Source organism: Pseudomonas sp. LTGT-11-2Z (assembly GCF_003691445.1).
GTDB lineage: Bacteria > Pseudomonadota > Gammaproteobacteria > Pseudomonadales > Pseudomonadaceae > Aquipseudomonas > Aquipseudomonas monteilii.
The window spans coordinates 3,157,744-3,181,054 of record NZ_CP033104.1; the positions used below are offsets into that span (position 1 = coordinate 3,157,744).

Annotated in this window: 18 protein-coding genes, 1 pseudogene and 1 riboswitch; of the genes and pseudogenes, 10 read left to right on the forward strand and 9 right to left on the reverse strand. The window is 63.1% G+C overall.

The window, feature by feature from the left end; all coding sequences use genetic code 11:
• Nucleotides 1-78: 78 nt before the first annotated feature.
• Nucleotides 79-942, reverse strand: coding sequence for a Dyp-type peroxidase (locus D8767_RS14745; RefSeq protein ID WP_016715232.1), 864 nt, complete (start codon nucleotides 940-942; stop codon nucleotides 79-81).
• Between the two features lie 184 nt (nucleotides 943-1,126).
• Between D8767_RS14745 and D8767_RS14750 the strand changes: the two genes are divergently transcribed.
• Complete coding sequence (locus D8767_RS14750) at nucleotides 1,127-2,020, forward strand: bile acid:sodium symporter family protein (RefSeq protein ID WP_016715233.1); 894 nt, start codon at nucleotides 1,127-1,129, stop codon at nucleotides 2,018-2,020.
• A 15-nt stretch (nucleotides 2,021-2,035) separates the two neighbouring features.
• On the opposite strand, the gene D8767_RS14755 is transcribed toward D8767_RS14750, so the two are convergent.
• Nucleotides 2,036-2,503 carry a sterol desaturase family protein gene (locus D8767_RS14755; protein ID WP_016715234.1) on the reverse strand — a complete coding sequence of 156 codons (468 nt, stop codon included), beginning with the start codon at nucleotides 2,501-2,503 and terminating at the stop codon, nucleotides 2,036-2,038.
• Nucleotides 2,504-2,901: 398 nt separating this feature from the next.
• On the opposite strand from D8767_RS14755, the gene D8767_RS14760 reads away from it, so the two are divergent.
• Together D8767_RS14760 and D8767_RS14765 are read left to right on the forward strand one after the other, a co-directional pair.
• Nucleotides 2,902-3,618, forward strand: a complete 717-nt coding sequence (locus D8767_RS14760) for an MgtC/SapB family protein (RefSeq protein WP_016715235.1) — start codon at nucleotides 2,902-2,904, stop codon at nucleotides 3,616-3,618.
• Nucleotides 3,619-3,632: 14 nt separating this feature from the next.
• Nucleotides 3,633-4,142 (forward strand): GNAT family N-acetyltransferase, encoded by a 510-nt coding sequence (locus tag D8767_RS14765; protein ID WP_016715236.1) that lies wholly within the window; start codon nucleotides 3,633-3,635, stop codon nucleotides 4,140-4,142.
• Nucleotides 4,143-4,150: 8 nt separating this feature from the next.
• Here the strand turns inward: D8767_RS14765 and D8767_RS14770 are convergent, their stop codons facing one another.
• The 4 genes from D8767_RS14770 to D8767_RS14785 form a co-directional block, all read right to left on the reverse strand.
• Nucleotides 4,151-5,137, reverse strand: coding sequence for a DNA-binding protein (locus D8767_RS14770; protein ID WP_016715237.1), 987 nt, complete (start codon nucleotides 5,135-5,137; stop codon nucleotides 4,151-4,153).
• Between the two features lie 229 nt (nucleotides 5,138-5,366).
• Nucleotides 5,367-6,608: a cytosine deaminase gene (gene codA / locus D8767_RS14775; RefSeq protein WP_016715238.1), complete on the reverse strand. Its 1,242-nt coding sequence runs from the start codon at nucleotides 6,606-6,608 to the stop codon at nucleotides 5,367-5,369.
• An 88-nt stretch (nucleotides 6,609-6,696) separates the two neighbouring features.
• On the reverse strand, nucleotides 6,697-7,359 hold the full coding sequence (gene tenA / locus D8767_RS14780) for a thiaminase II (protein WP_016715239.1): 663 nt from the start codon (nucleotides 7,357-7,359) through the stop codon (nucleotides 6,697-6,699).
• Nucleotides 7,356-8,003: a TenA family protein gene (locus tag D8767_RS14785; protein ID WP_016715240.1), complete on the reverse strand. Its 648-nt coding sequence runs from the start codon at nucleotides 8,001-8,003 to the stop codon at nucleotides 7,356-7,358. Before D8767_RS14785 ends, tenA begins: the two co-directional genes overlap by 4 nt.
• A 78-nt stretch (nucleotides 8,004-8,081) precedes the next feature.
• A riboswitch (TPP riboswitch) is annotated at nucleotides 8,082-8,196 on the reverse strand.
• A 249-nt stretch (nucleotides 8,197-8,445) separates the two neighbouring features.
• Here D8767_RS14785 and D8767_RS14790 point away from each other — a divergent pair.
• The 4 genes and pseudogenes from D8767_RS14790 (at nucleotide 8,446) to D8767_RS14805 (ending at nucleotide 15,657) form a co-directional block, all read left to right on the forward strand.
• Nucleotides 8,446-11,841 carry an Ig-like domain-containing protein gene (locus D8767_RS14790; RefSeq protein WP_028699192.1) on the forward strand — a complete coding sequence of 1,132 codons (3,396 nt, stop codon included), beginning with the start codon at nucleotides 8,446-8,448 and terminating at the stop codon, nucleotides 11,839-11,841.
• A 54-nt stretch (nucleotides 11,842-11,895) separates the two neighbouring features.
• Entirely contained in the window at nucleotides 11,896-12,879 is a 984-nt protein-coding gene (locus D8767_RS14795; protein WP_028699191.1) for an SCO family protein, read from the forward strand.
• Between the two features lie 225 nt (nucleotides 12,880-13,104).
• A pseudogene (locus D8767_RS14800) lies at nucleotides 13,105-14,649 on the forward strand (putative bifunctional diguanylate cyclase/phosphodiesterase); the annotation flags it as partial.
• 57 nt (nucleotides 14,650-14,706) lie between these two features.
• Nucleotides 14,707-15,657: a site-specific integrase gene (locus D8767_RS14805; protein ID WP_016715244.1), complete on the forward strand. Its 951-nt coding sequence runs from the start codon at nucleotides 14,707-14,709 to the stop codon at nucleotides 15,655-15,657.
• Here the strand turns inward: D8767_RS14805 and D8767_RS14810 are convergent.
• Nucleotides 15,647-16,555 (reverse strand): SMP-30/gluconolactonase/LRE family protein, encoded by a 909-nt coding sequence (locus D8767_RS14810; protein ID WP_371058901.1) that lies wholly within the window; start codon nucleotides 16,553-16,555, stop codon nucleotides 15,647-15,649. The two genes, D8767_RS14805 and D8767_RS14810, sit on opposite strands and share 11 nt — an antisense overlap.
• Nucleotides 16,556-16,760: 205 nt before the next feature.
• Between D8767_RS14810 and D8767_RS14815 the strand changes: the two genes are divergently transcribed.
• Complete coding sequence (locus D8767_RS14815; protein ID WP_016715246.1) at nucleotides 16,761-17,666, forward strand: LysR substrate-binding domain-containing protein; 906 nt, start codon at nucleotides 16,761-16,763, stop codon at nucleotides 17,664-17,666.
• On the opposite strand, the gene D8767_RS14820 is transcribed toward D8767_RS14815, so the two are convergent.
• Together D8767_RS14820 and D8767_RS14825 are read right to left on the reverse strand one after the other, a co-directional pair.
• Nucleotides 17,667-18,806: a glycerate kinase gene (locus D8767_RS14820; protein ID WP_016715247.1), complete on the reverse strand. Its 1,140-nt coding sequence runs from the start codon at nucleotides 18,804-18,806 to the stop codon at nucleotides 17,667-17,669. It lies immediately after the preceding gene.
• A 128-nt stretch (nucleotides 18,807-18,934) separates the two neighbouring features.
• Entirely contained in the window at nucleotides 18,935-20,032 is a 1,098-nt protein-coding gene (locus tag D8767_RS14825) for a sugar diacid recognition domain-containing protein (protein ID WP_016715248.1), read from the reverse strand.
• A gap of 163 nt (nucleotides 20,033-20,195) precedes the next feature.
• Between D8767_RS14825 and D8767_RS14830 the strand changes: the two genes are divergently transcribed.
• Complete coding sequence (locus tag D8767_RS14830; protein WP_016715249.1) at nucleotides 20,196-21,524, forward strand: MFS transporter; 1,329 nt, start codon at nucleotides 20,196-20,198, stop codon at nucleotides 21,522-21,524.
• A 198-nt stretch (nucleotides 21,525-21,722) separates the two neighbouring features.
• The gene (locus D8767_RS14835; RefSeq protein WP_016715250.1) at nucleotides 21,723-23,243 is read left to right on the forward strand and encodes an apoptosis inducing factor family protein; all 1,521 of its coding nucleotides are present in this window, start codon (nucleotides 21,723-21,725) and stop codon (nucleotides 23,241-23,243) included.
• Nucleotides 23,244-23,311 lie beyond the last annotated feature (68 nt).

The window sequence follows — 23,311 nt, forward strand, 5'->3', positions numbered from 1 at the left end:
CGTCATGAATCGGAAACTTTCAAGGCTAGTCGCTCTGCTCCGCGCCAGCGGGTGTTTCTGTATCTGGATGTTTAGTGATCAGGCCTGCAGCAGCTGGCCCAGGTCGACCCCCGCGTCACCCATCGGCGGGCACCAGTAATAGCCACCGGTGAGTGGCCGGCTGAAGCGGTACAGGCCATCGATGATGCCGTCCTCCAGGCCGCTCATCCGCCGCAGTTGCACCTCGAATGCATCGAAGCTGTGGCCCAGGGCGACAAAGGCCAGGCCGGCACCGCGCTGGTCGGCCCAGGCCACCGAGCGACGCACCATGAACGCCTCGGGTTCGAAGCTTTCCTGGGCGGTGCGCTTGACGTGTGCGGACTCGGGCGCGTCGTCGAGCTCTTCATTGTCGCTCAGGCGACGGCCGATAATGTTGTCCTGGTCGGCCTGGGGCAGCGACTTGAAGTATTCCAGGTCGTGCTTCCACAGCTGGAACGCGGCAAAGCTGGAACCGTCGCTGGCAATGGCCGCTTGCACCGCATCTTCGTCCACCGGGTTTTCGGTGCCGTCTTCGTAGCCTGTCAGGTCATGACCGCCACGGTGCAGGAAGCCTTCAACGCTGTCCGCCAGGCGCAGGGCCGGTGCCAGCACCTGTTCCAGGGCGCGGGCGCGCAGCAGAAGGTCGCCGCGCTCGTTCCCGCGCAACCACAGCCACAGGGCGTGCTGAGTGCTCGGGTTTTCAACGGCGGCATCCAGCAGCGGGAAGGCGCGCAGGCCGGGCACTTCGCGGCCCAGGGCCTTGGCCAGCGGGGCGCCGACACCGAGCAGCAGCTGTTCGCCATCGACCTGCGGCAGCAAGGCATCGAGCGCAGCTGGCAACGCCTCGGGTGACTGCAGGGTGAAGAACAGGTGACGGGCGTGGGCCGGCACAGGGTTGGCAAGCAGACCTTGCTGGAACGGCATGACAGGCTAATCCTTGGTAAAAACGGGAATGCTACTGCGCCTGCAGGCCTACTGCAACGCGGCATGCAGCCCGGCCAGCCGCTGCGCTTGGTAACAAATGGTTACCAATAGCTGGCCCTTTGCAATTAGCTATCAATCCGCGCCTGCCTACACTCCTCGAGATCCTTCGCCCAAGAGACCGCCCATGACAGCCTCGCCCTTGCTCACCGCCGTTCTGCCGCTAGCCTTGGGCATCATCATGCTCGGCCTTGGGCTGTCGTTGACCCTGGCGGACTTCGCTCGCGTTGTGAAATACCCCAAACCGGTGATGGTCGGCCTGGCCTGCCAGATCCTGCTGCTGCCGTTGGTGTGTTTCCTGATCGCCAACGGTTTTGGCCTGGAGTCGGCCCTTGCGGTAGGGCTGATGCTGTTGGCGGCCTCGCCAGGCGGCACCACGGCCAACCTGTTCAGCCACCTGGCCCATGGCGATGTGGCGCTGAACATCACCCTCACGGCGGTCAATTCGCTGATCGCAATCCTGACCATGCCATTGCTCGTGAACCTGTCGTTGAGCTGGTTCATGGCTTCGGATCAAGCCATTGGGCTGCAGTTTGCCAAAGTGATGCAGGTGTTTGCCATTGTGCTGCTGCCGGTAGCACTGGGCATGCTGATACGCCATTTCGCCCCGGTTTTCGCCGCGCGCATGGAAAAACCGATGAAGCTGGTGGCCGCGCTGTTCCTCGCCTTCACCATCGTCCTGGCCTTGGCCAAGGACTGGCAGACCGTGGTCGAGTATGCGCCGGTGGTGGGCCTGGCGGCGCTGCTGTTCAACCTGTTGAGCCTGGCAGTGGGTTACTGGGTGCCGCGCCTGCTGAATATTCCCAAGCGCCAGGCAATTGCCATTGGCATGGAAATCGGCATCCATAACGGGACCTTGGCCATTGCCTTGGCGCTGAGCCCTTCGCTGCTGAACAACGCGACCATGGCGGTACCGGCGGCGCTGTATAGCCTGATCATGTTCTTTACGGCAGCGGGGTTTGGCTGGTGGGTGAGCCGTGGGCATGTGGCGGCGCAGCCCGAAGGCGAAGCGGTGAATTGAGGCCCGCTCAGGTTGTTACTGCTGGCTGCGCTTGCTGCGCAGCTGCTGCTTCAACACCTTCAATGGGGGCGCATAGAAGAAGCCGAACGAAACACTTCCCGTGCGCCCCTTCACCGCATGGTGCAACCGATGCGCCCGGTGCAAGCGCTTGAGGTAGCGGTTGACTGGCCGAGGCTTGCGCGGCCAGTGCCGGTGAAAAAATCCGTCATGGGCCACCACATACAGCACCCCGTACCCAGCCACCCCACCGCCCACCCACTGCAAGGGCGCATAACCGCTTTTGCCCAGCGTTACCAGTGCCGTGGCGATCAGGCCCAGTGCCACGAGGTACAGGTCATTGGTTTCGAGCATGCCCAGCTGAGGCTCATGGTGCGAACGGTGCAGCCACCAGCCCCAGCCATGCATGATGTACTTGTGAGCCAGCGTGCCAACACCCTCCATGGCCACCAGGGTGCCGAACAGTACGGCGAGATTCAACAGCATGGAACGGTCCGGGTGATGGCAAAGAGAGGCGCAAGGTTAACGGCTGCCCAGGTTTTTTTCCATGTGGGCGTGACCGGCTGCAGGCCATTCAAGGATGAAGCCATTGTCATGTTTTCGCCCTTGACCTGCTCTACCACCGGGCGTATGGTCCGCGACGCAATTTTGCCTTCTTCAACAGGAGATTTGCCTTGGACAGTAGCCCCAGTCGCTTGCGACAGGCCCGCGTGGCGCACTAGCCCGGCAGTGTCCTGCACTGTCTGGCCGCCCTGGCAAGACGGTGGTTTCTTGTAACCCCCCGCTTTTCCTCCCTTCCTCGTGGTCCTGCGCATTGTTCTGGTTTTTCAACCACGCCAACTGATGGCGTTCATGCGGGCGTATGCCTGCGCAAGAGGTTTGCTATGGATTGGAAAGTATTTCTGCTGCGCGTCAGCATTGCCTTGCTGTTGGGGGCGTTGATCGGTGCCGAACGGCAATTGCGCCAACGGCTGACCGGGCTACGCACCAATGCGCTGGTCAGCACCGGTGCCTGTCTGTTCGTGCTGATGACCCAGACGGTGCCAGGCATGGCACCTGCCGATGCGTCGCGCGTCGCCGCCTATGTGGTGTCGGGCATCGGCTTTCTCGGGGGGGGTGTGATTATGCGTGACGGCTTCAACGTACGAGGCCTGAACACTGCAGCCACCTTATGGTGCACGGCGGCAGTGGGTGTGCTGTGCAGCCTTGGGCTGCTGTTGGAGGCGGCATTGGGTAGCCTGGTGGTGCTATGTGCCAATATCCTGCTGCGTGACATCGCCCAGCGCCTGGACCGTCAGGACGTGGTGCCGGCCAGCGAGGTGGAGCAGCACTTCGAAGTGCGAATCGTCTGCCGCGCCGAGGACGAAATCCAGGTGCGCAGCCTGATGCTGCATAGCCTGGGCGATCCGCAGCTGCGGCTGCAGTCACTGCAAAGCCAGGATCTGGACAGCCCGGCGCGCCTGGAAGTACGCGCCGAGCTGTTGGGCACCGCGCAGGCCCCCGCACAACTGGAGCGGCTGGTCAGCCGGGTGAGCCTGGAGAAAGGTGTAAGCTCGGTGCGCTGGCAATTACAGCCGCAAGTACTGGCGGCGGATTACTGAAACAGGAGTGATTCATGCGTATCCGCCCTACCCTTGAGCGCGATATTCAACACCTGCCGGACGTAGAGCGTTCGGCGGCCCAGGCGTTTGCCGGCTGGCCGACGCTGGCCTGGCTGGCGCAAGGTGATGTGATGGATTGCGTTGCGCACAGGGCTTTCGTCGACTCGGGCGGTAGCTGGGTGGCCGAGGACGATAATGGGTGCCTTGCCGGTTTTGCTTGTGCCCGCCGTGAAGGGCAGGCGCTGCACCTTTATGAAATATCGGTGCGCCAGGAGGTTCAAGGGCAAGGCGTGGGGCGGCGTTTGCTGCAGCAAGTGGCTGATGCCGCGCGTGACGCGGGAGCGCGCGAGCTCACGTTGACCACCTTTGCCAAGGTGCCCTGGAATGCGCCCTTCTATGCACGGTTCGGGTTCGAGGTGCTCGATGAGCGGCTGCTGAGCCCGCGGTTGCGGGAAATCCTGGCCAATGAACGTGCACACGGCCTCACTGAGCGTTGTGCAATGCGCCGTTACGTCGATTATTAGACGGCCCGTCACTCTGCATGTGCAGGCAGCTGTGCCCTGCATTGCGCCAACGCCACATCGCGTTCTCTTAACTGCTCTTCATACCGCAGCAACTGCCGCGCCTGTTCCGCGCACACGTCGCGCCTGGTTTCCAGATGCTGCGCTTGCACATCCAGCTGCCGGCGCATTTCTTCGCTGGCACCTTGTGCCTGGGCCAGGATCGTCCGCAAGCCCTGGATCTGCGCATCGCGTTGCTCCAGCAACTCGTTCTGCGCCCGGCACTCGCTGGCGGCCTGGCGGTACTCACCCAGCAAACGCTCATTATCGCGGTGCAAGCGGGTCAGCTCGTCCTGCTTGACGATCATGCCCTGCTGCAGTTGGCGTACTTCCACCTGCATCTGCTGCAGTTGTGCTTCATGGCGGCGCTGTTCCTGCTCGCGCTGTTCGCGGCTGGCATTGCGGTAATGCTCCAGGGCGTCGCGGGCATGGCGGTGTTTGTCCTCCAGTGACTTCACCTGTTCGTCCTTGTCGGCAAGGCGCACCTGCAATTCACCCAGTGACTGGTTGAGGCTGGCGCTGCGCAGCTGTTCGGCTTGCAGCGTGCTTTGTGTGGTCAACCGCTTTTCCGTTTCGTCGGCCAAAGCCGCTGCATCAATCTGGTGTTGCTGATGCGCTGCCGCCAGGGCCTGACGGGCGATTTCCAGCTGAGCTTCAAGCTGCTCTCGCTGTTGAGTGAACGTGCTTTCGGCCTGTTCGATCTTCAGGTCGGCCTCATCTTGTAGCTGAGTGGCCAATTGCCCGACCAGGCGGCTTAGCACATCGCTCAGCGCCGCGCCCCCTTCGGAGGCCACGGGTTGCTGGCCGTTCAATTCCTTCAGGTAGCGGTGAATCGTGGTTTTCGAGCCGGTATTGCCCAGCTCGATACGTATGGCATCGATGCTGGGATTCTCGCCGCGGGCAATCAACGCCTGACGTGCCTGCTGAACCACCACCTTGTTGATACCGCCCCGGGCCATGCGTGCTCCTACGATTTTGTACTGTGTTATGTAACATGTAATTACGTACTGATTATGGCGATAACAACGCGCTCCTGCAAACGTTTCCTCAGGAAGAATAATCACGGCTTATCGCATGTTACCGGCAAAAATCCGCTCCAAGCGTGCGTTTAGCCGTACGGCAAACAGCAAAACGCCCCGTCCGGCTCAAGGCCGGCGGGGCGTTACGGGCTTCAAAGTGGCGGGTGTATCAGTGCGTGCGCTCAACCTGCGCGGGCGTGCGGCGCATCAACACCTTGCCGTTTCGCACCGACACCAGCGCGTGCCCTTGGCTACGCACCATTTCGTAATCGTCCGGTGCCGACAGCAGCAACAGGTTGGCCGGCCGCCCCACCTCGATGCCGTAGCGCTCCCCCAGGTTCAGGGTGCGGGCGCTGTTATCGGTGATCAGGTCCAGGCAGCGCTGCAGGTCTTCGTAGCCGAGCATGTGGCAGATGTGCAGCCCGGCTTCGAGAATGCGCAGGATGTTGCCATTACCCAGCGGGTACCAAGGGTCGACGATGGAGTCCTGGCCAAAGCACACGTTCATGCCGGCGCGGTCGATCTCGGCCACGCGGGTGACGCCGCGGCGTTTCGGGTAGTTGTCGAAGCGCCCTTGGAGGTGAATGCTCTCGGTCGGGCACGACACGAAGTTGATGCCCGACAGTTTCAGCAGGCGGAACAGCTTGTAGCAGTAGGCATTGTCATACGAACCCATGGCCACGGTATGGCTGGCGGTTACCCGGGCGCCCATACCGCGCACCCTGGCTTCTTCGGCCAGCACTTCAAGGAAGCGCGATTGCGGGTCGTCGGTCTCGTCGCAGTGCACGTCCACCAGGCAGCCGGTACGTTCGGCCAGGTCCATCAGGAACTTCACCGACGACACGCCCTGGTCGCGGGTGTTCTCGAAATGCGGAATGCCGCCCACCACATCGGCACCGATGGCCACTGCTTCGGTCATCAGCGCCCGCCCATTGGCATACGACTCGATACCCTCCTGAGGGAAGGCGACGATCTGCAAGTCGATCAGCTCGCGCACGTCGTCACGTACCTCGACCATGGCCTTGAGCGCGGTAAGGCTCGGGTCGGTGACATCGACATGGGTCCGTACATACTGGATACCGTGGTCCACCAGCATGCCGATGGTTTTTTTCGCTCGGACCTTGATGTCGTCGTGGGTGGTGATTTCCTTGCGCTCGGCCCAGCGCTCGATGCCTTCGAACAATGTGCCGCTCATGTTCCACTTCGGCTCGCCGGCGGTCAGGGTGGCATCCAGATGAATGTGCGGTTCCACAAAGGGTGCCACCACCAGGTTTTGCCCGGCATCAAGGTCATCGATAGCAACGGGTGCCACTACCTCGGCCTGGGGCACGATGGCAGCAATGCGCTCGCCGCTCAGTTCGATGCGAAACAAACCGGGCTTGCCGCGCAAGCGTGCATTGATAATGTTCATGGTGTTACTCCTTGGGCTCGCTTATCGCCGCTACCTGCATAGTGGTCGAGCCCAAGGTTATCCGCCAGTGCCTGGCGCGGGTATCGATTTACTGGCTGTCCAGCCCCATCTGCCAGAAATCAGCCTCCAGGCTGGACGCCTGCCCGAAAATCCCCACCAGGTCTGCGAAGCGCTGTTCGGTCATGCTCCGCGCTGCCAGTTCATCCAGGTGCTTGCGCGCCGCCGCCGCGACCCCTTGGTAGCCCTCGCCGGCATACTCGCCAATCCACTCGCGGTACGGGTGGTTGCTCAAGTCGCCAATCCGTTCGGCCAGGGTACGGCCGATCTCGGCATAGCCGATCACGCACGGTGCCAGCGCCACATGCAGCTCCAGCAAGTCGCCGGCGGCGCCACAGTCCAGCACGTAGCGGGTATAGGCCACGGTAGCCTGATGCTCTGGCGCCGCCTCGATATCGGCCTGGGTCAGCCCCCAACGCGCGCACAGGCGCAAATGCAGTTCGGTTTCATCCAGGATCGCTGCCAGCCCGGCCTGCGCGGCGCGTATGTCCGCCGGGCGGCGGCTTTTATAGGCAGCCAATGCCCAGGCACGGGCGAACTGGATAAGGAACAGGTAATCCTGCACCAGGTAAGTCCGGAACGCGTCCTCACTCAACGTGCCCTCGCCCATCTGCCGCACAAAGTCATGGTCGACGTAGCTGTGCCACTGATGCGTCGCACCAGCCTTGAGGCGCTCGAAGATGTCCATGCTCACTTGCCCTCCGGGTAGACGGCATCGAAGAAGGCCAGCTCCAGCTCGACGGTACGTTGGTAGAAATCACTGGACAGTGCGGCTTCCTGCGGGCCAACGCGGTCCAGCTCGGCTTGCAGGAAGGCAACGAAGGCCTGGAAGTCCGGGTTGTCGTGAAGGGTGATCCACTCGGCATGAACGAAGTTGTCCGGCATCGGCTTCGGCGCCTTCAGTGCCCAGTCCAGGTACAGGCCTTCTGCAACATTGAGCACCGCCAGCGCCGCCGCATAGGAGCGGGTTGCCGCCGCTTCACGCATGATCGCCTTGAAACCTGCGGTTGGCGCAGTGTCGGCCGGTTCAGTGCGCTGCGCCGGGCTTACATCCAGGGCCTCGAAGGCGTGCAGGAAGTAGGTGTTCTCGTCACTGGAGATCATCCCGGCGAAACGGCCGAAGCGCAGGCGGGCCTCGAACGTGTCAGCGGTGGCGATGGCCGCGCCCAGCAAGGTGAGGAAGCTGTCGAGGAAACGGTGGTCCTGCACCAGGTAGTCGACCATGATCGGGGCCGGCAGGCTGCCGTCGCACAGTTGGGTCACGAAACGGTGGCCCACGGCCGCCGACCAGGTCGGCTCGCTTTGGCGGCGCAGGGACTGGCTGAAACGTTCGGTCATGTTGCTGTCCTTGATGGGGGTGACAGCGAGACCTTGGCGGTGAGCATGGACGGGCCTCGCAGTGAGGCCGGCAAAAAGGCAGGTTACGAATCCCATCCCTTCGCCGGCATGATCCGGATCAGGTTCGAAGGGTCACCGCGCTGCAACGCTCAGCGGTTTCTCAGCCCGTTGCCGGGCTCCCCTTGGTGGCGCTCAGGTATACCCCAGTGAGCCAGTGCTGTCACTACCCATCCCCCAAAGACTGGGCACTGGGTGACCCGCTAGTGGGGACATATCCCCATTTTTGACACCCTGTTATTTAGCGCACATCAGGCGCTACAACGATTTGTTTAACAAAGCATTACTGAAATATCGGTTGGCACAGCCGTTGCTCAGGGCTTTTTACCGGGCAAAACGCCATTGATGGCTTTAAGCCATAAAGCCGCGAGCGAGGCATAAGGCAATGAGAACATCTGCCGTGATCCACCCTGCTAGGCATGCATTCCAGCTGTCGACCGTCACCGCGCTGATGCTCAGCCTCGGGCTGATCACGGTTACAGCGGCCCCCCTCGACGATAACGGCCTGCCGCCGCCAACCGATCCTTCCGCCTACACCGACCAACCGGCTGATCCGACCCCGGCCTTGCTGAACCTCAATACATTGCCCGAAGCCAACCAAGGTTCGCTGGAACTGACCAATGGGATGTATGGCGACCGCAACACGGTGCGCACCGACAACGTACTACCGCCTGCCCTGCAAACCTCTGACAAGTACCCTACCAACGGCAAGCCCAGCCCGCTGTTCGGTGCGCAGCCGTTCACCCAACAATTGCTGCTGTTCGAAGAGTTCGGCACAGAAAAACTCGACCCCACCCTGCCACCGCCCAGCCTGACCTTCCCGGTTCCCACCTTGGGGGCCGCCCCGGCGCAGGACCCCAACGTCGTTGCCCGCAGCGGCCCCAGTGGCACCGCGCTGGAAGCTTTCCTCAAGCAACCCGGGCTTTACCCGTTCCCGACCCAGTACGCCAACGTGCTGGACCGCAACCCGTGGAAGGCGCAGATCGAGATGTTCCTGAACCGCAAGCCGGTCGGCTCCCCGGCTGAAGGCCGTCCACCAGGCAAAGGCTGGTCACACCAGCGCTGGAACGAGTTTTATCCGCAGACTGCGTTCAAGACCGCGCAAGCCGGTGCGCGCATCAACCAGGGCCTGCGCGACCGCAAGCAGTTGCACAACTATGCGGTCGGTGAATTCGGCCCGGGCGGGCTGTACTACCAGACCTCCGACATCCCGAATACGCTGGGCACGACCAAGGGCATCGACACCCGCTTCCACCCGAACATGCCGCTGCAGAACCACAAGTCGCTGTGGACGTTCGATGGCACGTTCCCCGTCAAGTTGCTGATGGTGCGCTATGGCCAGCCGGTGCTGATGCGCCATTACAACGCCCTGCCGATCGACCCGTCGGCCAACGGCGGTTTTGGCCTGCATACCATCTCGACCCACGAGCACAACGGCCACTCCCCCGCCGAAAGCGACGGCTATGCCAACGCCTACTTCTTCCCCGGCCAGTACTACGACTACCGTTGGCCGGTGCAGCTGGCCGGCTACGACACCATCAACACCCGCGCACAAGACCCGCGTGCCGCGTTCCCTTGCTCACCGGGGGAAACCCTGTTCGTCAATGACGGCTCGCCCGGGCTGAAAACCTGCCAGAACGGCAGCATCAAGATTCGTGGCGACTGGCGCGAAACCATGAGTACCCACTGGTTCCACGACCACATGATGGATTTCACGGCGCAGAACGTCTACAAGGGCAACGCCGTGATGATGAACTACTACAGCGCCCTGGACCGCGGCAACGAGGCCTTGCAGGATGGCGTGAACCTGCGCTTCCCCAGCGGTTCGGGCATGCCTTGGGGCAACCGCGACTACGACGTCAACCTGGTGATGGCCGACAAGGCCTGGGATGCCAACGGCCAGCTGTGGTTCAACCCGTTCAACACCGATGGCTTCCTTGGCGACCAGATGCTGGTCAACTGGCAGTACCAGCCCAAGCTCAAGGTGCGCGCGCGCAGTTATCGCTTCCGTCTGCTCAATGGCTCGGTATCCCGCTACTTCAAATTCGCAGTCGTGCGTGAAATCGCCGGGACCAGCGGCGAATTCAAGGGGCCATCCGGCTCCAACGTGTCCTATGCGCGGGTGCCGTTCCACATGATCGCCAACGACGGCAACATCATGGAGCACGCCGTGCCATTCGACGGCACCATGGACCTCAACGGTGACGGCAACCTGCAAGACAACAACGGTATCCTGCCGCTGCAAGGTATTGCCGAGCGCTACGACATCATCATCAACTTCGCCAAGAACGGCATCAAGGTGGGCGACAAGCTGTACTTCGTCAACCTGGAGGAACACCTCACCGGCAAGGGCCCGGAAGGTGCCATCTCGCTGGCCGACGTGCTGTCGGAGAAGTACAAGGCAGTGATCAAACAGACCAGCAAGGGCCCGCTGTGGGAGAACGGCGACCCGCTGGTCGGCAAGTTCCTGCAGTTGATCGTGCAGCCGTACAGCGGCCAGGACGTGAGCATGGACCCGGTGGCCTACGAACCGGCCAAACCCGGCAAGGCCGCAGGCCTGAAAATGCTCCCGCTGCCCATTGACCGCAATTCGGCCGCCGACCAGGCCAAGATCAAGGAGGCCCGCCACCGCGAGTTCATCTTTGGTCGCTCCGACGGCACCGATACCACCCCCTGGACCATCAAGACCGATGGCGGCTTCGGCTACAGCATGGATCCACGACGTATCAGCGCTGCACCACAACTGGCCCAACAGTCCACCGATGGCGGCTTCAGCGGCGACGGCACCCTGGAAGTGTGGAAAATCGTCAACGGCGGCAATGGCTGGAGCCACCCGGTGCATGTGCACTTCGAGGAAGGTGTGATTCTTAGCCGCGACGGCAAGGCGCCGCCAGAGTGGGAGAAATGGGCGCGCAAAGATGTGTACCGCATAGGGCCCGATGTTGATTCGTCTGAAGAAGTGGAAGTTGCCATTCGCTTCCGGGAGTTCGCCGGTACCTACATGGAGCACTGCCACAACACCCAGCATGAAGACTCTTCGATGCTGCTGCGCTGGGACATTGAACACCCAGGGCAGTTCCAGGTAATGCCGACCCCGCTGCCAGGTTGGGATGGCGTGCAATACATGGCGTCGGTGGGCCTGCCGACCTTCCGCACCAAAGGCAAGGACGACAACGATGATGCCGCCAACAAGCCACCGGTCGCGGCCAACGACAGTGCGGCAACCACTGCTGGCAAGCCGATCACCCTGAACGTGCTGGCCAACGACACCGACCCGGAAGGGAACCTGCCATTGACTGTCGTCGGCCTCAGCCAGCCAGACTCCGGCCAGGGTAGCGTCAGCACCAATGGCACCACGGTGACCTACACCCCGCCTGCCAAGGTCGCCACGCCGTTCACCGCCAGCTTCAACTACACGGCGCGGGATGCTAAAGGGGCCGAGTCGGTGAACCCGGCCACGGTCAGCATCGCGGTCAGCCCGGCGGCAGCGGTCGACCAGATCCAGGTCACCAGTGCCACGGTGCAGGTGCGCAGCGGTAACCGCTTCACCTGGGATGTGCAAGGGACTACCACAGTGGCCACGGGCAACAGCATCAGCGTGACTGCGGCGACCACTGGCGGCCCGGTAAGCCTGGGTAACGCCACGCTGACCGCCACGACCACCGGTGCGCGCTGGCGCGTGTCGGTGACCACCACCGGCTTCGGCCCGGCAACACCGGCGACGATTACCGTGAAGTCGGCGCTGGGGCAGACCGTGACGGCGCCAGTCAGGTATCAGTGAGTGCAAGGCGGGGGCCGCTTTGCGGCCCCACTGCCAACCGATGAGGACCGCATCATGTCCGGCTCATGGCGTTTCCTGATGGTGCTCGCGCTGTTCGCCGCCAGCATCCCGTTCTGGCCGTTGCAGCCGCAACAACCGGTTGCCAAAGAAGCTGAGAGCCCTTGGGGTGCCGACTACTTCCCCAACATCCCCCTGCTCACCCAGGACGGCGAGCAAGTGCATTTCTTCGACGACCTGATCAAGGACAAGGTGGTCGCCATCAACTTCATCTTCACCGGTTGTTCCGACTCCTGCCCAGTTGAAACCGCACGCCTGCGCCAGGTGCAGAAGATTCTTGGCGACCGGGTCGGCAAGGACATTTTCCTGTACTCCATCAGCATCGACCCTTACAACGACACGCCAGCCACCCTCAAACGCTACGCTGAAAAGTTCGGTATCGGCCCCGGCTGGACGCTGCTCACCGGTGAACCTGACGACATCGAACGGTTGCGCCGTAGCCTAGGGCTGTGGATTGACGGCCTTGAAAACGGCCGTTCCAAAGACCACAACCTGAGCCTCATCATCGGCAACCAGGCCACCGGCCGCTGGATGAAGGCTTCGCCCTTCGAAAGCCCGTACATCCTCGCCGATCGCCTGGGCAACAGCCTGCACAACTGGAAGCAGGCCAGCGCCATGAACAATGACTACGCTCAAGCGCCCGAAGTACGTCCGCCAAGCAGTGGCGAGCAGATCTTCCGCACCCGTTGCTCATCCTGCCACACGCTGGGCAATACCGAGCCGGGGCAACCGGGTATAGGCCCCGACCTGCTGGGTGTGACCCGCCAGCGTGATGCCAACTGGCTGACCCGCTGGTTGAAAGAACCCGACCGCATGCTGGCAGAGAAAGACCCCTTGGCCATGCTGCTGTACGAGCAGTACAACCGCCTGGCGATGCCCAACATGCGCCTGGGTGATGCCGAAGTCAGCGCCTTGATGAGCTACATCGAAGAGGAGACCGCACGCCTGCAGGCGCCCTTGGCGGATACGGGAAACCCTTAAAGGCAATTAGCTATCAGTCATCAGCCTGTCATCTTATTGTCGTATTTTTCGAGCATCACCCAGGGTCGGGAACTATCAGCAGTGATTCGCCGTTCGTTTTCATCCACCAGCCTTTTGCGGCTGCTGATCCTGATGCTGTGCGCAGCCACCCTGGCCTTTCTTTGGGGGCTGCACATCCCCTCCGTAACCGCCGCCCATCCGGCGTGCGGCCTTGGCCTGCCTACACCCTCGGCATTGCCCTATTGTCGGCAGTTCTGGCTGAACCTGAGCATGACCCTGCTGATCCTCGGCAGTTTACTGTGCACCTTGCGCCTGCTGCGCAAGCACCAGGAGGCTTTCAATGCTCTGGAGCAGGCCCAACAGGTCAACCAGCAACTTATCGGGCGCCTTGAGGAGGAACACCGGCGCAGCAGCCATGCCGCCGCCACCGACCACCTCAGCGGGTTGCACAACCGCCGCCAGTTCGTCGAAGTGGCGGGTCAGGCACTTACTCGGCAACGGGGCAAGCGCCGGCTGATGGCAATCCTGTTCATCGACATGGACCGTTTCAAGTCGATCAATGACTCGCTCGGCCACAAGATTGGCGACTTGCTGCTGCAGGCTGTTGCCGGGCGCATCCAGCGCCTTCTGGAGCCCGGTGACGAAGCCTCGCGCTTTGGCGGCGACGAATTCGTGGTGCTGCTGGCAGGCGAACGCAGCGAGGAACAGATCAATACCTGGGTTCGCGAACTGGTCCAGCGGTTGTCGGCCACCTATGCCCTGGATGGCCAGGAGGTCAACACCAGCCCCAGCGTGGGCGTAAGCATCTGCCCCCGCGATGGCCAGGACATCGACAGCCTGATCCGCAGTGCCGACGCTGCGATGTATTCGGCCAAACAGGCCGGGCGCGCGCAATATCGCTTCTTCGACCCCTCGCTGAACCTGGCCGACATTCAGGCCTTCACCCTCGAACAGGCCTTCGGCAGTGCCCTGGCCGAGCGCCAGTTCGTGCTGCACTATCAGCCGCAGATACGCCTCGACACCCAGCAAGTGCTGGGCTACGAAGCGCTGGTGCGCTGGGATCACCCTGAATTCGGCCTGCTGTACCCGGACCGCTTCATCGACCTGGCCGAACGCAGTGGTTTTATTGTCGAGCTGGGTTGGGAGGTGTTGCGCCTGGCCTGCGAGGCATTATCGGAGTGGGACGCCCAAGGCCGGGAGACGCGGCTGGCTGTCAATGTCTCCGCCCTGCAACTGCGCCAGGACGACTTCGCTACCCGGTTGCTGAACGAACTGCAGCAGTATGCGATTGCGCCGCAGCGGCTGGAGCTGGAAATCACTGAAACCACCATCCTCGACCCGGAAAGTACCGCTGTGGCGCACCTGCACACCCTGCGCAGCGCGGGCCTGGGCATCAGCCTGGACGATTTTGGCCGCGGCTACGCCGGCTTCGCCCACCTGCATTCGCTGCCGCTAAGCAAGCTGAAAATCGACCGCTCGCTGATCGCCCCCTTGTCCAACAGTCATGACGACAGCCCGATCGTGTCCTCCACCATCATCCTGGCCAAACGCCTGGGCCTGGAAGTGGTGGCCGAAGGTGTGGAAACCCGTGAGCAGGTGGTGTGCCTGAAACTGGCGGGTTGCGATATTGCCCAGGGCTATCACTTCAGCCGGCCGCTGTCGCCGGCGCAGTTGCGCGACTACCCGCACTTCAACGGCATTGAGGCCTCGCACGATACGATGGGGCTGGTGCCGGCCCTGCAGGATGGCGTTGCCCCGGTGCCGCATTAGGTGCTTGTCTTGGGATTTCGGTTTATCGTGTGCTCATCACCTACCGACAGCCGCACCATGACCGATATCGAGCGCTACCTTCGCGCCGCCACCCGTGACAACACCCGGCGCAGCTACCAGGCCGCCATCGAGCACTTCGAAAGCCACTGGGGCGGCTTTCTCCCGGCCACCGCCGAGAGTATCGCCCGCTACCTGGTCGAGCATGCCGAACACCACGCCGTCAGTACCCTGCGCCAGCGCCTGGCCGCGCTCAGTCAATGGCACGTCGCCCAAGGTTTCCCCGACCCGACCAAGGCACCGCTGGTACGCCAGGTTCTACGCGGCATCCGCACCTTGCACCCGACGCCGCCCAGGCAGGCCGCCCCGCTGTTGCTGCAACACCTGCAAACTGCCGTGGCGTGTTTTGAAGAGGAGGCTCGCCAGGCCCGCGAACACCATGACCTGGCCGCCCTGCGCCGGGCACGCCGCGACACTGCGTTGCTGTTGCTGGGCTTCTGGCGAGGTTTTCGCGGTGATGAACTGGCACGCTTGCGCATCGAACATATCCAGGCCGAAGCCGGTGTCGGCATCACGCTGTTTCTGCCGCGCAGCAAGGGCGACCGCGAAGCCTTGGGCGTGCAGCACCGCACCCCTGCCCTCAAGGCCCTGTGCCCGGTAACGGCCTACCTGCAATGGCTGGAAGTTGCCGGCATTGCCCACGGGCCGGTGTTTCGCAAGCTCGACCGCTGGGGCAACCTCGGTGAAAGCGCGCTCAACAGCAACAGCCTGGTCGGCCTGTTGCGGCGCATGCTGGAGCGTGCCGGGGTACCGGCTGCGCTGTATACCGGCCACTCGCTACGGCGTGGCTTTGCCACCTGGGCCACAGCCAATGGTTGGGAACTGAAATCACTGATGAGCTACGTGGGCTGGAAAGACGCCAAGTCGGCGCTGCGCTACATCGACTCGGCGCAGCGTTTTGGCGAACTGGCCGTGTTGCCGGCCAGCCAGGCCCAAGCGCTTATTCCTTGAAGCTGTGCCGGGGGACACCGCCAATTGTCGGGTGGATGGCATACAGGTCGCCAGCATCCGGGTAATGGAGCAGGCCTTCAGGGCTCATGTCGAAACGCGCGGTGCTGATGAACAAGGTATTCATGCCGGGCCCGCCAAAGCAGCAACTGGTGGGGCACGGTACCGGCATCAGTACCTGATCGGTCAGGTGGCCGTGGCGGTCGTAGCGCAGCAGGCAGCTGCCATGGTACTGGCACACCCACAGCCCGCCTTCGCGGTCCAGCGCCAGGCCATCTGGCCGCCCCAGTTCGGCAGGCGTTTCGGCAAATAGCGTAACAACGCCCAGCCGCCCCTCCATGAGGTACTCGGCACGGTAGATGGCGCGCGCCGCCGAATCGACGAAGTACACCGTCTGGCCGTCTTGCGACCAGGCAACCCCAGTGGGCAAGGCCATGTCATCGTGGATGACCTCGTCGCTCAACTGCCCGTCAAAACGGAACAGCGCCCCGGTATTGCCGCTAAGGGCATCGTCCATCAACCCGGTAACGAAGCGCCCCTGTGGGTCACAGGCGCCGTCGTTGAAGCGGTAGGTGGAGCGCGGATGGACCGATGCTGAATGCTGGCATACCTTGCGCGCCGCCATATCGAAGATGGCCACGCTGGCATCTTCGGTGAAAATCAGGTTGCCCCGGTCGGTCAGCGCAAGGGCGCCAATGCGCGCGGCTGACGCGTAAAGGTTCTCGACTTCGCCTTCCGGCGTCAGGCAGTTGATCCGCCCGCCAGAAATATCGATGAAGTACAACGCACTGTTATGCTCATCCCACACCAGGCTTTCGCCCAGGTCGGCGCGGGTATTGGCGACCTTGACTGGCACGCAGCTGCATTCCTTGATGCGGGGCGATCGTCCGGTCAGCCCCATGCCATAGGCCAAGCCCAGGCCCTGTGCGGCATCGGTGACGGCCGCAACTTCGTTGTGGAAAGGCTCTGTAACGGGCATTTCTGGCTACCTTCGATTCTCCTTTTTACGATAACAACAAAAAATTCAATGACTTAATATTAAAAGCATGCAACTTTGATATCTCATGGATATCACCACCGAGTCGCCGCGCTGAAGGAATGCTTGATTGATCGAAACACGTTTGCTCAGGCAGTTCATCGCCGTGGCAGAAGAGCTTCACTTTCACAAGGCTGCCGCGCGCCTGCACATGGCACAGCCGCCGCTGAGCCAGGCGATCAGCCGCCTGGAAGAAAAGCTCGGTTTCAGCTTGTTCTTGCGCAATACGCGCGGGGTGCGTCTGACCCCGGCCGGCACAGCCTTTCGCGATACGGCTTACCGCGTGCTTGCCGAGCTGGAACAGGGTATCGAGTACGCCCGTAATGTCTCTTCGGGTGTCAGCGGGAAACTGACCATCACGGCCATTTCCATCGCCTATTACGACTCGTTACTCAACAGCTTGCGGCGCTATCGCGAGACTTACCCGAACGTGCAGCTGACCCTGCGCGAGATGCCATCGGCGACGCAGGCCAAGGCGCTGCTGGCCGGCGAGGCGGATATAGGCTTCATGCGCAGGTTACCGCTGCCGGTGGGTACGCTGGAGTCACGGCTGTTGCTTGACGAGCAGATTGTCATGGCGCTGCCCGCCGGCCACGTGAAAGCGCAGCAAGGCGACGTCGACCTGCGCGAGTTTGCCAATGAGGATTTTGTGTTTACCCCGCAGGCGTTGGGCGGCGGCTACCATGCCCAGCTGGTCGCCCTGTGCGAGTCGGCCGGCTTCTACCCTCGGGTGGTGCAGGAAGCCGCACAGATTCATACCCTGCTGGGGCTGGTCGCCTGTGGTTTCGGTGTGGCCCTGGTGCCGGCCTCATTCGCCCGATCGACCCCACGCGAGCGCGTACAGTTCTGTGCGATCCGCCCGATAGACGAGCAATCCACCCCAGGCATTGGCCTGTACATGAAATGGAACGCCCAGAATGCCTCGCCTGCGCTGGCCAACTTCATCGCCATGTTCGAAGACGCAAAAACGCTTTGATCAGGCGCGCGCTGCGCAGCGCCATAACCGGCCCACGTCACAAGCCCGAGCCTGCAGCAGTTCTGCCGCGTTGGCACACGCTTGCTCCAGGCTCATCGGCCCGCTGGCCAACGCAAATGCAGCATCGACCCCATGGGCATACAACTGCTGGTAGCCCTCACCCAGTGTCCCGGCCAGCACCACCACCGGCACACCGTGGCGTTTGGCGACCCGGGCAACCCCCATCGGCGTCTTGCCGCGCAGTGTCTGGGCATCGAAACGCCCCTCACCCGTCACCACCAGGTCCGCGCCCTGCACCAAGGCGTCAAGCCCGGCCAGTTCGGCCACCACCTCTACCCCCGGGCGGAACTGTGCCCCCATGAACGCACGGGCGGCGAAGCCCATACCACCGGCAGCGCCGCACCCAGGGTAGTCGCGCACATCGTCGCCCAGCAGCTGTGCGCAGTGGTCGGCAAAATGGCCCAGCGCCTGGTCCAACGCCTGCACCTGCTGCGGGTTAGCGCCCTTCTGCGGGCCGAAAATCGCCGATGCACCGTTGGCGCCGCACAGCGGGTTGTCGACGTCCGCCGCGACTTCGAATTGCACCTCGGCCAGGCGCGGGTCCAGGTGACTGGCGTCGATCCGCGCCAGCTTCGCCAGTGCCAGGCCGCCCTCTTCCAGCGCTTGCCCGTCGGCATCCAGCAGGCGTAGGCCCAGCGCGCGCAGCATGCCGCTGCCTGCATCGTTGGTGGCGCTGCCACCGATGGCCAGCACCACTCGCTGTGCGCCGGCGGCCAAGGCGGCGGCAATCAGCTCGCCGGTGCCCCAGGTGCTGCTGCGGCACGCATCACGCTGGCCGGTTGGTACCAGCTGCAAGCCACTGGCCTGGGCCATTTCGATGATGGCCGTGCGGCTTTGTGGCAGCCACCCCCAACCGGCTTCGACGCTGTGCCCCAATGGCCCACGCACCGCCTGGCGGCGCAGTTCGCCGTGGCTGGCGGCCAAGATCGCCTCCATGGTGCCTTCGCCGCCGTCGGCCATCGGGCACTCGACCAAGGCTGCGTCCGGCCACGCCTGGCTCAGGCCCGCAGCGATAGCGCGGGCGACACCGGCAGCATCAAGGCTGTCCTTGAACGAGTCGGGGGCAATGACGATCTTCATGGGGATTCTCCTGTCCTGATGAGCGGCATGCTGACAGGTGCCCGCCAGGCTGGCCTCGGTCATATGCACAAAACGCCGGGCGGGTTGTTTGGGCAGATGCCTTCGTGGCGGCGCCTGCAGGCGCCGCGTCAATCAGCAGGCAACAGCTGCAACCCCAGGTACAAGCTAAGCATCCCCTCCATGCGCAGCGGGTCGACCTCACCCAGTTCGGCAATCCGTTCCAGGCGATAGCGCAGGCTGTTGCGGTGGATGCCCAAGGCATCGGCACAGGCCTGGCTCTGGCCGTCATGGGCACACCACGCGCGCAGGGTGGTGAGCAACTGCCCACTGTTGTCCTTGGCGCGAATGCGCTGCAACGGCTCCAGCAGTTCATCCAGCGCGTCATCGTTGCGATGCCGCCACAGCAGTGCCGGTAGCCGGTAGCGATGCAGGCTCAGCAAGCGCTCGGCGGGGAGTACCTCGCGCCCATAGGCCAGCAAGTCTCGCACCCGGCGATAACCTCGGCGCAGTTGCTCCAGGCTCTGCGCGGTACTGCCCAAGGCCAGGCGCTCCACGCTCCAGCCATGGCGTTGCAGGCGCTCGAGCAGGCGCGGTTCATCCAGCGTCACACCTGCGGGCCGACACCACAACAACGACTGCCGCGCCGGGCTGACACACCAGCTGTCCGGGTAGCGGCTCAGCAACCACGCGGCAAGTGCCTCGGCGGGTGGCCCCGAGGCCAGCTCGAACAGGCAAGGCACCCGTGGCAACTGCGGCTTCAGGCCCAGTTGCCGGGCTTCGTCGAGCAAGCGTGGCGAGTCGCCGCTGCCGCCTAGCAACAGCGCCAGCAGGTCATCACAACGCTGCCGTCGCCATTGCTGGTCGGCTTGCAAATGGCGCTGGGCCAGCAGCATCTCGGCGGTCATGCGTACCAGCTCGCCATAGGTGCGCACCTGTTGCGGGTCACCCGTCAGGCCCAGTACGCCCATCAGCCGGCCATCGAGCATCAGCGGCAGGTTCACCCCGGGCTGCACGCCCTTCAGGCATTTGGCCGCTTCAGTATCCAGCTCGACGATCCGGCCATTGGCCAGGACCAGCTGCGCGCCTTCATGGCGGGTGTTGATACGCTCCGGTTCACCGCTGCCCAGGATCAACCCCTGGCTGTCCATGACATTGACGTTGCACGGCAGAATGGCCATCGCCCGGTCAACGATATCCTGTGCCAAGTCATGGTCGAGTTCGAACATTGCGGGGTCCTTTAGGTGTCAGGCTTTTGGGCTCGGGCACAGCAGCCTGGGCCGGGCACTGTGCAAAAGCACAAAGACAGGCTGGCCGCAGTCCCCGAGACTCGTCAGGGCGAGCGCCGGCACAGGCGACGCGGCGACAACCATAACAACAGAGAACCCGATCATGGCACACAGCCCCGCCCCTGACCAAGGCACGGACACCACCCGCAACGCGCTGTACCGGCGCATCACCCTGCGGCTGATTCCGTTCATTTTCATCTGCTACCTGTTCAACTACCTGGACCGCGTCAACGTCGGCTTTGCCAAGCTGCAGATGCTCGACGCCCTGAAGTTCAGCGAAACGGTGTACGGCCTCGGCGCCGGCATCTTCTTCATCGGTTACGTACTGTGCGGTTTGCCAAGCAACCTGGCGCTCAACCGGTTTGGCCCTCGGCGCTGGATTGCACTGATGATGATCGCCTGGGGCAGCCTCTCCACCTGCCTGCTGTTCGTCACCACCCCCACCGAGTTCTACACCTTGCGCCTGCTCACCGGCGCCGCCGAAGCCGGCTTCTTCCCGGGTGTGGTGCTGTACCTCTCGCGCTGGTTCCCGGCGGCCCGTCGCGGGCGCATCATGGCCCTGTTCATGTCGGCGATCCCGGTGTCGGGCTTGCTCGGTGGGCCGTTCTCCGGCTGGATCCTCCAGCACTTCGCCGCCGGCCAACACGGCTTGGCCGGCTGGCAGTGGATGTTCCTGATCCAGGGCCTGCCAACCGTTGCCTTGGGCATTCTGGCGGTGTTCCTGCTCAGTGACGGCTACCAGAAAGCACCTTGGCTGAGTACGTCGGAGCGCCAGCTGATTGCATCCGACCTGGAAGCCGATGCTGCCAGCAAACCGAACACTACCGGCGACAGCGTACTGGCCGTTTTGACCAACCCGCTGATCTGGACCTTCGGCTTCGTCTACTTCTGCATCCAGAGCGGTGTTTACGCGATCAACTTCTGGCTGCCATCGATCATCAAGAACATGGGCTTCGACAACCCGCTGCTGATCGGCTGGCTCAGCGCCGTTCCGTACCTGATGGCGGGTGTGTTCATGATCCTGTGCGGGCGCTCGGCCGACCTGCGCAACGAGCGCCGCTGGCACCTTGTAGTGCCGATGCTGATGGGTGCTATCGGCCTGCTGATCGCGGTGAACTTCGCGGGTAACCCGACCATTGCCATTCTTGGCCTGTCGATTGCCACCATGGGCGCGCTGACCGGCCTGCCGATGTTCTGGCCAATGCCCACCGCGCTGCTCAGTGCCGGTGCCGCTGTGGCAGGTTTGGCCATCATCAACTCGGTAGGCCAGATGGCGGGGTTCCTCAGCCCGTACCTGGTGGGGTTCATCAAGGACCAGACCGGCTCGACCGATGCCGCACTGTATTCGCTGGCGGCGCTGATCGTGCTGGGTAGCCTGGTGGCCTTGCGGGTAACGCGGGCAGGTGCGCTGAGTACTGCCAGGGCCAGTTGAACCCATTCGCGGGCTCGCCCGCACCCACAGGACCGCCACAGTGTTCGAGCTTGTGGTGATCCTGTGGGAACGGGCAAGCCCGCGAACAGGCCAGCCCAGGCCACACACAATCCACACCCTCCACCGATCGTCAGCTCAACGCATCCCCTCCCCGACCCAGGCGTCAAATGGTTCCAAAGGCCCCTTTGGAGAAACCCCATGACCCAGCACGCCGTGGCCCGCCTTAGCCAGCTCGACGAACACCGTCCTCTGCGCGTTCAGGCCGGTAGCGAAGAACTTGTCCTCATCCGCCAGGGCGACCAGGTTCGGGCCTACCAAGGCAATTGCCCCCACGCAGGGGCTCCGCTCGACGAGGGTGTGGTTTGCGCTGGCCTGTTGGTCTGCCCTTGGCATAAAGCCGCCTTTGCGGTTGACGACGGGGTGGTCTGCGAGCCCCCTGCGCTGGCCGACCTGCGTCGCTACAAAACCTGGGTCAAGGGCGATGAAGTCTGGGTCGATGACCAGCCCCTGCCGGCAATCGAGCCGCCACGGCACAGCGATGCCCGCTGCTTTGTCGTGGTCGGTGCAGGCGCCGCTGGCAGCGCTGCCGTCGCCACGTTGCTGGCCCACGGTTTCGCCGGCCGGCTGGTGTGGATTGATCAGGAACGCCAGCCCGCCTACGATCGCACGGCCCTGAGCAAATTCGTGATTGCCGGGCAGATGCCGCCCGATGAAGTGCCCGCGTTGCTTGATGCCGACGCCTTGCGCAAGGGCCAGTTGGAGCGCAAGCACGGCAAGGTGCGCACACTCAACAGCCAGAAACGCCAGCTTACACTCGCCGACGGCCAACAGATCGATTACGACGCCTGCCTGCTGGCCACCGGCGGGAAAGCACTGCGCCCGGACATCCCCGGCGCCGACCTGCCCGGGGTGTTCACCCTGCGCTCACGGGAGGATGCCGCCCAGTTGCTCGATGCAGCCGAACCCGGCCAACCGGTGGTCATCATCGGTGACGGTTTCATCGGCCTCGAAGCCGCCTCGGCATTGCGCAAGTACGGCCTACAGGTGCATGTGGTCACCCGCCACGAAGTCCCCCTGGCCCGGCAGCTGGGTGAACGCATCGGCCGCAGCATCCGTGAGCTGCATGAGCGCAAGGGTGTCACCTTCCATGGCCCTACTGAAGTTCAGCGCATCGAGGGCCAGGACAAAGTCGAAGCCGTGCAACTGGCCAACGGAGAACGGCTCCAAACACCCTTGGTGCTGCTCGGCACGGGGGTAAAACCGGTCACTGCCTTCCTCCAAGGCGTGCCGCTGACCGAGGACAAGTCTGTGAGGGTCGACGCAGAAATGCGCGCTGCCGATGGCCTGTGGGCGGCGGGAGATATCGCCACCTTCCCGCTCACCGGTCGACCTGTGCGCATCGAGCACTGGCGCCTGGCCCAGCAACACGGGGTAATCGCTGCAGCCAACATGCTTGGCGAGCAGCGCCGCTATGCCGATGTGCCGTTCTTCTGGACTTACCAGCACGGCCGCACTTATGAAGTGCTTGGCCACGCCCGGGACTGGAACCGGGTCGAGTTCGTCGGTGAGCCGGAAAAAGGCGATTTCATTGCGCTGCAGTGTATGGATGATCGGGTTGAGGCCGTGGTCGCCAAGGGTTATTCCGATGCCATGGCAACGCTGTCGCAACGCATGAAACGCCCGTTGAGCCTGCAAGAGGCGTTGGCGCTAATTGGCTGAGGTCCGCCTTTCCATGCGCCCCGGTTGTGTGTAAAACAGCTGGATCAGCCGACTGATAAGGACCCAAG

What these genes read in the sequence shown, in the direction of transcription:
- D8767_RS14765 (WP_016715236.1), top strand. Translation starts at nt 3,633, where the DNA reads ATGCGTATCCGCCCTACCCTTGAGCGCGATATTCAACACCTGCCGGAC.
- D8767_RS14745 (WP_016715232.1), bottom strand. Translation starts at nt 942, where the DNA reads ATGCCGTTCCAGCAAGGTCTGCTTGCCAACCCTGTGCCGGCCCACGCC.
- D8767_RS14770 (WP_016715237.1), bottom strand. Translation starts at nt 5,137, where the DNA reads ATGGCCCGGGGCGGTATCAACAAGGTGGTGGTTCAGCAGGCACGTCAG.
- D8767_RS14820 (WP_016715247.1), bottom strand. Translation starts at nt 18,806, where the DNA reads ATGAAGATCGTCATTGCCCCCGACTCGTTCAAGGACAGCCTTGATGCT.
- D8767_RS14750 (WP_016715233.1), top strand. Translation starts at nt 1,127, where the DNA reads ATGACAGCCTCGCCCTTGCTCACCGCCGTTCTGCCGCTAGCCTTGGGC.
- D8767_RS14830 (WP_016715249.1), top strand. Translation starts at nt 20,196, where the DNA reads ATGGCACACAGCCCCGCCCCTGACCAAGGCACGGACACCACCCGCAAC.
- D8767_RS14760 (WP_016715235.1), top strand. Translation starts at nt 2,902, where the DNA reads ATGGATTGGAAAGTATTTCTGCTGCGCGTCAGCATTGCCTTGCTGTTG.
- D8767_RS14785 (WP_016715240.1), bottom strand. Translation starts at nt 8,003, where the DNA reads ATGACCGAACGTTTCAGCCAGTCCCTGCGCCGCCAAAGCGAGCCGACC.
- D8767_RS14795 (WP_028699191.1), top strand. Translation starts at nt 11,896, where the DNA reads ATGTCCGGCTCATGGCGTTTCCTGATGGTGCTCGCGCTGTTCGCCGCC.
- D8767_RS14755 (WP_016715234.1), bottom strand. Translation starts at nt 2,503, where the DNA reads ATGCTGTTGAATCTCGCCGTACTGTTCGGCACCCTGGTGGCCATGGAG.
- codA (WP_016715238.1), bottom strand. Translation starts at nt 6,608, where the DNA reads ATGAACATTATCAATGCACGCTTGCGCGGCAAGCCCGGTTTGTTTCGC.
- D8767_RS14805 (WP_016715244.1), top strand. Translation starts at nt 14,707, where the DNA reads ATGACCGATATCGAGCGCTACCTTCGCGCCGCCACCCGTGACAACACC.
- D8767_RS14810 (WP_371058901.1), bottom strand. Translation starts at nt 16,555, where the DNA reads ATGGGGCTGACCGGACGATCGCCCCGCATCAAGGAATGCAGCTGCGTG.
- D8767_RS14790 (WP_028699192.1), top strand. Translation starts at nt 8,446, where the DNA reads ATGAGAACATCTGCCGTGATCCACCCTGCTAGGCATGCATTCCAGCTG.
- D8767_RS14825 (WP_016715248.1), bottom strand. Translation starts at nt 20,032, where the DNA reads ATGTTCGAACTCGACCATGACTTGGCACAGGATATCGTTGACCGGGCG.
- D8767_RS14835 (WP_016715250.1), top strand. Translation starts at nt 21,723, where the DNA reads ATGACCCAGCACGCCGTGGCCCGCCTTAGCCAGCTCGACGAACACCGT.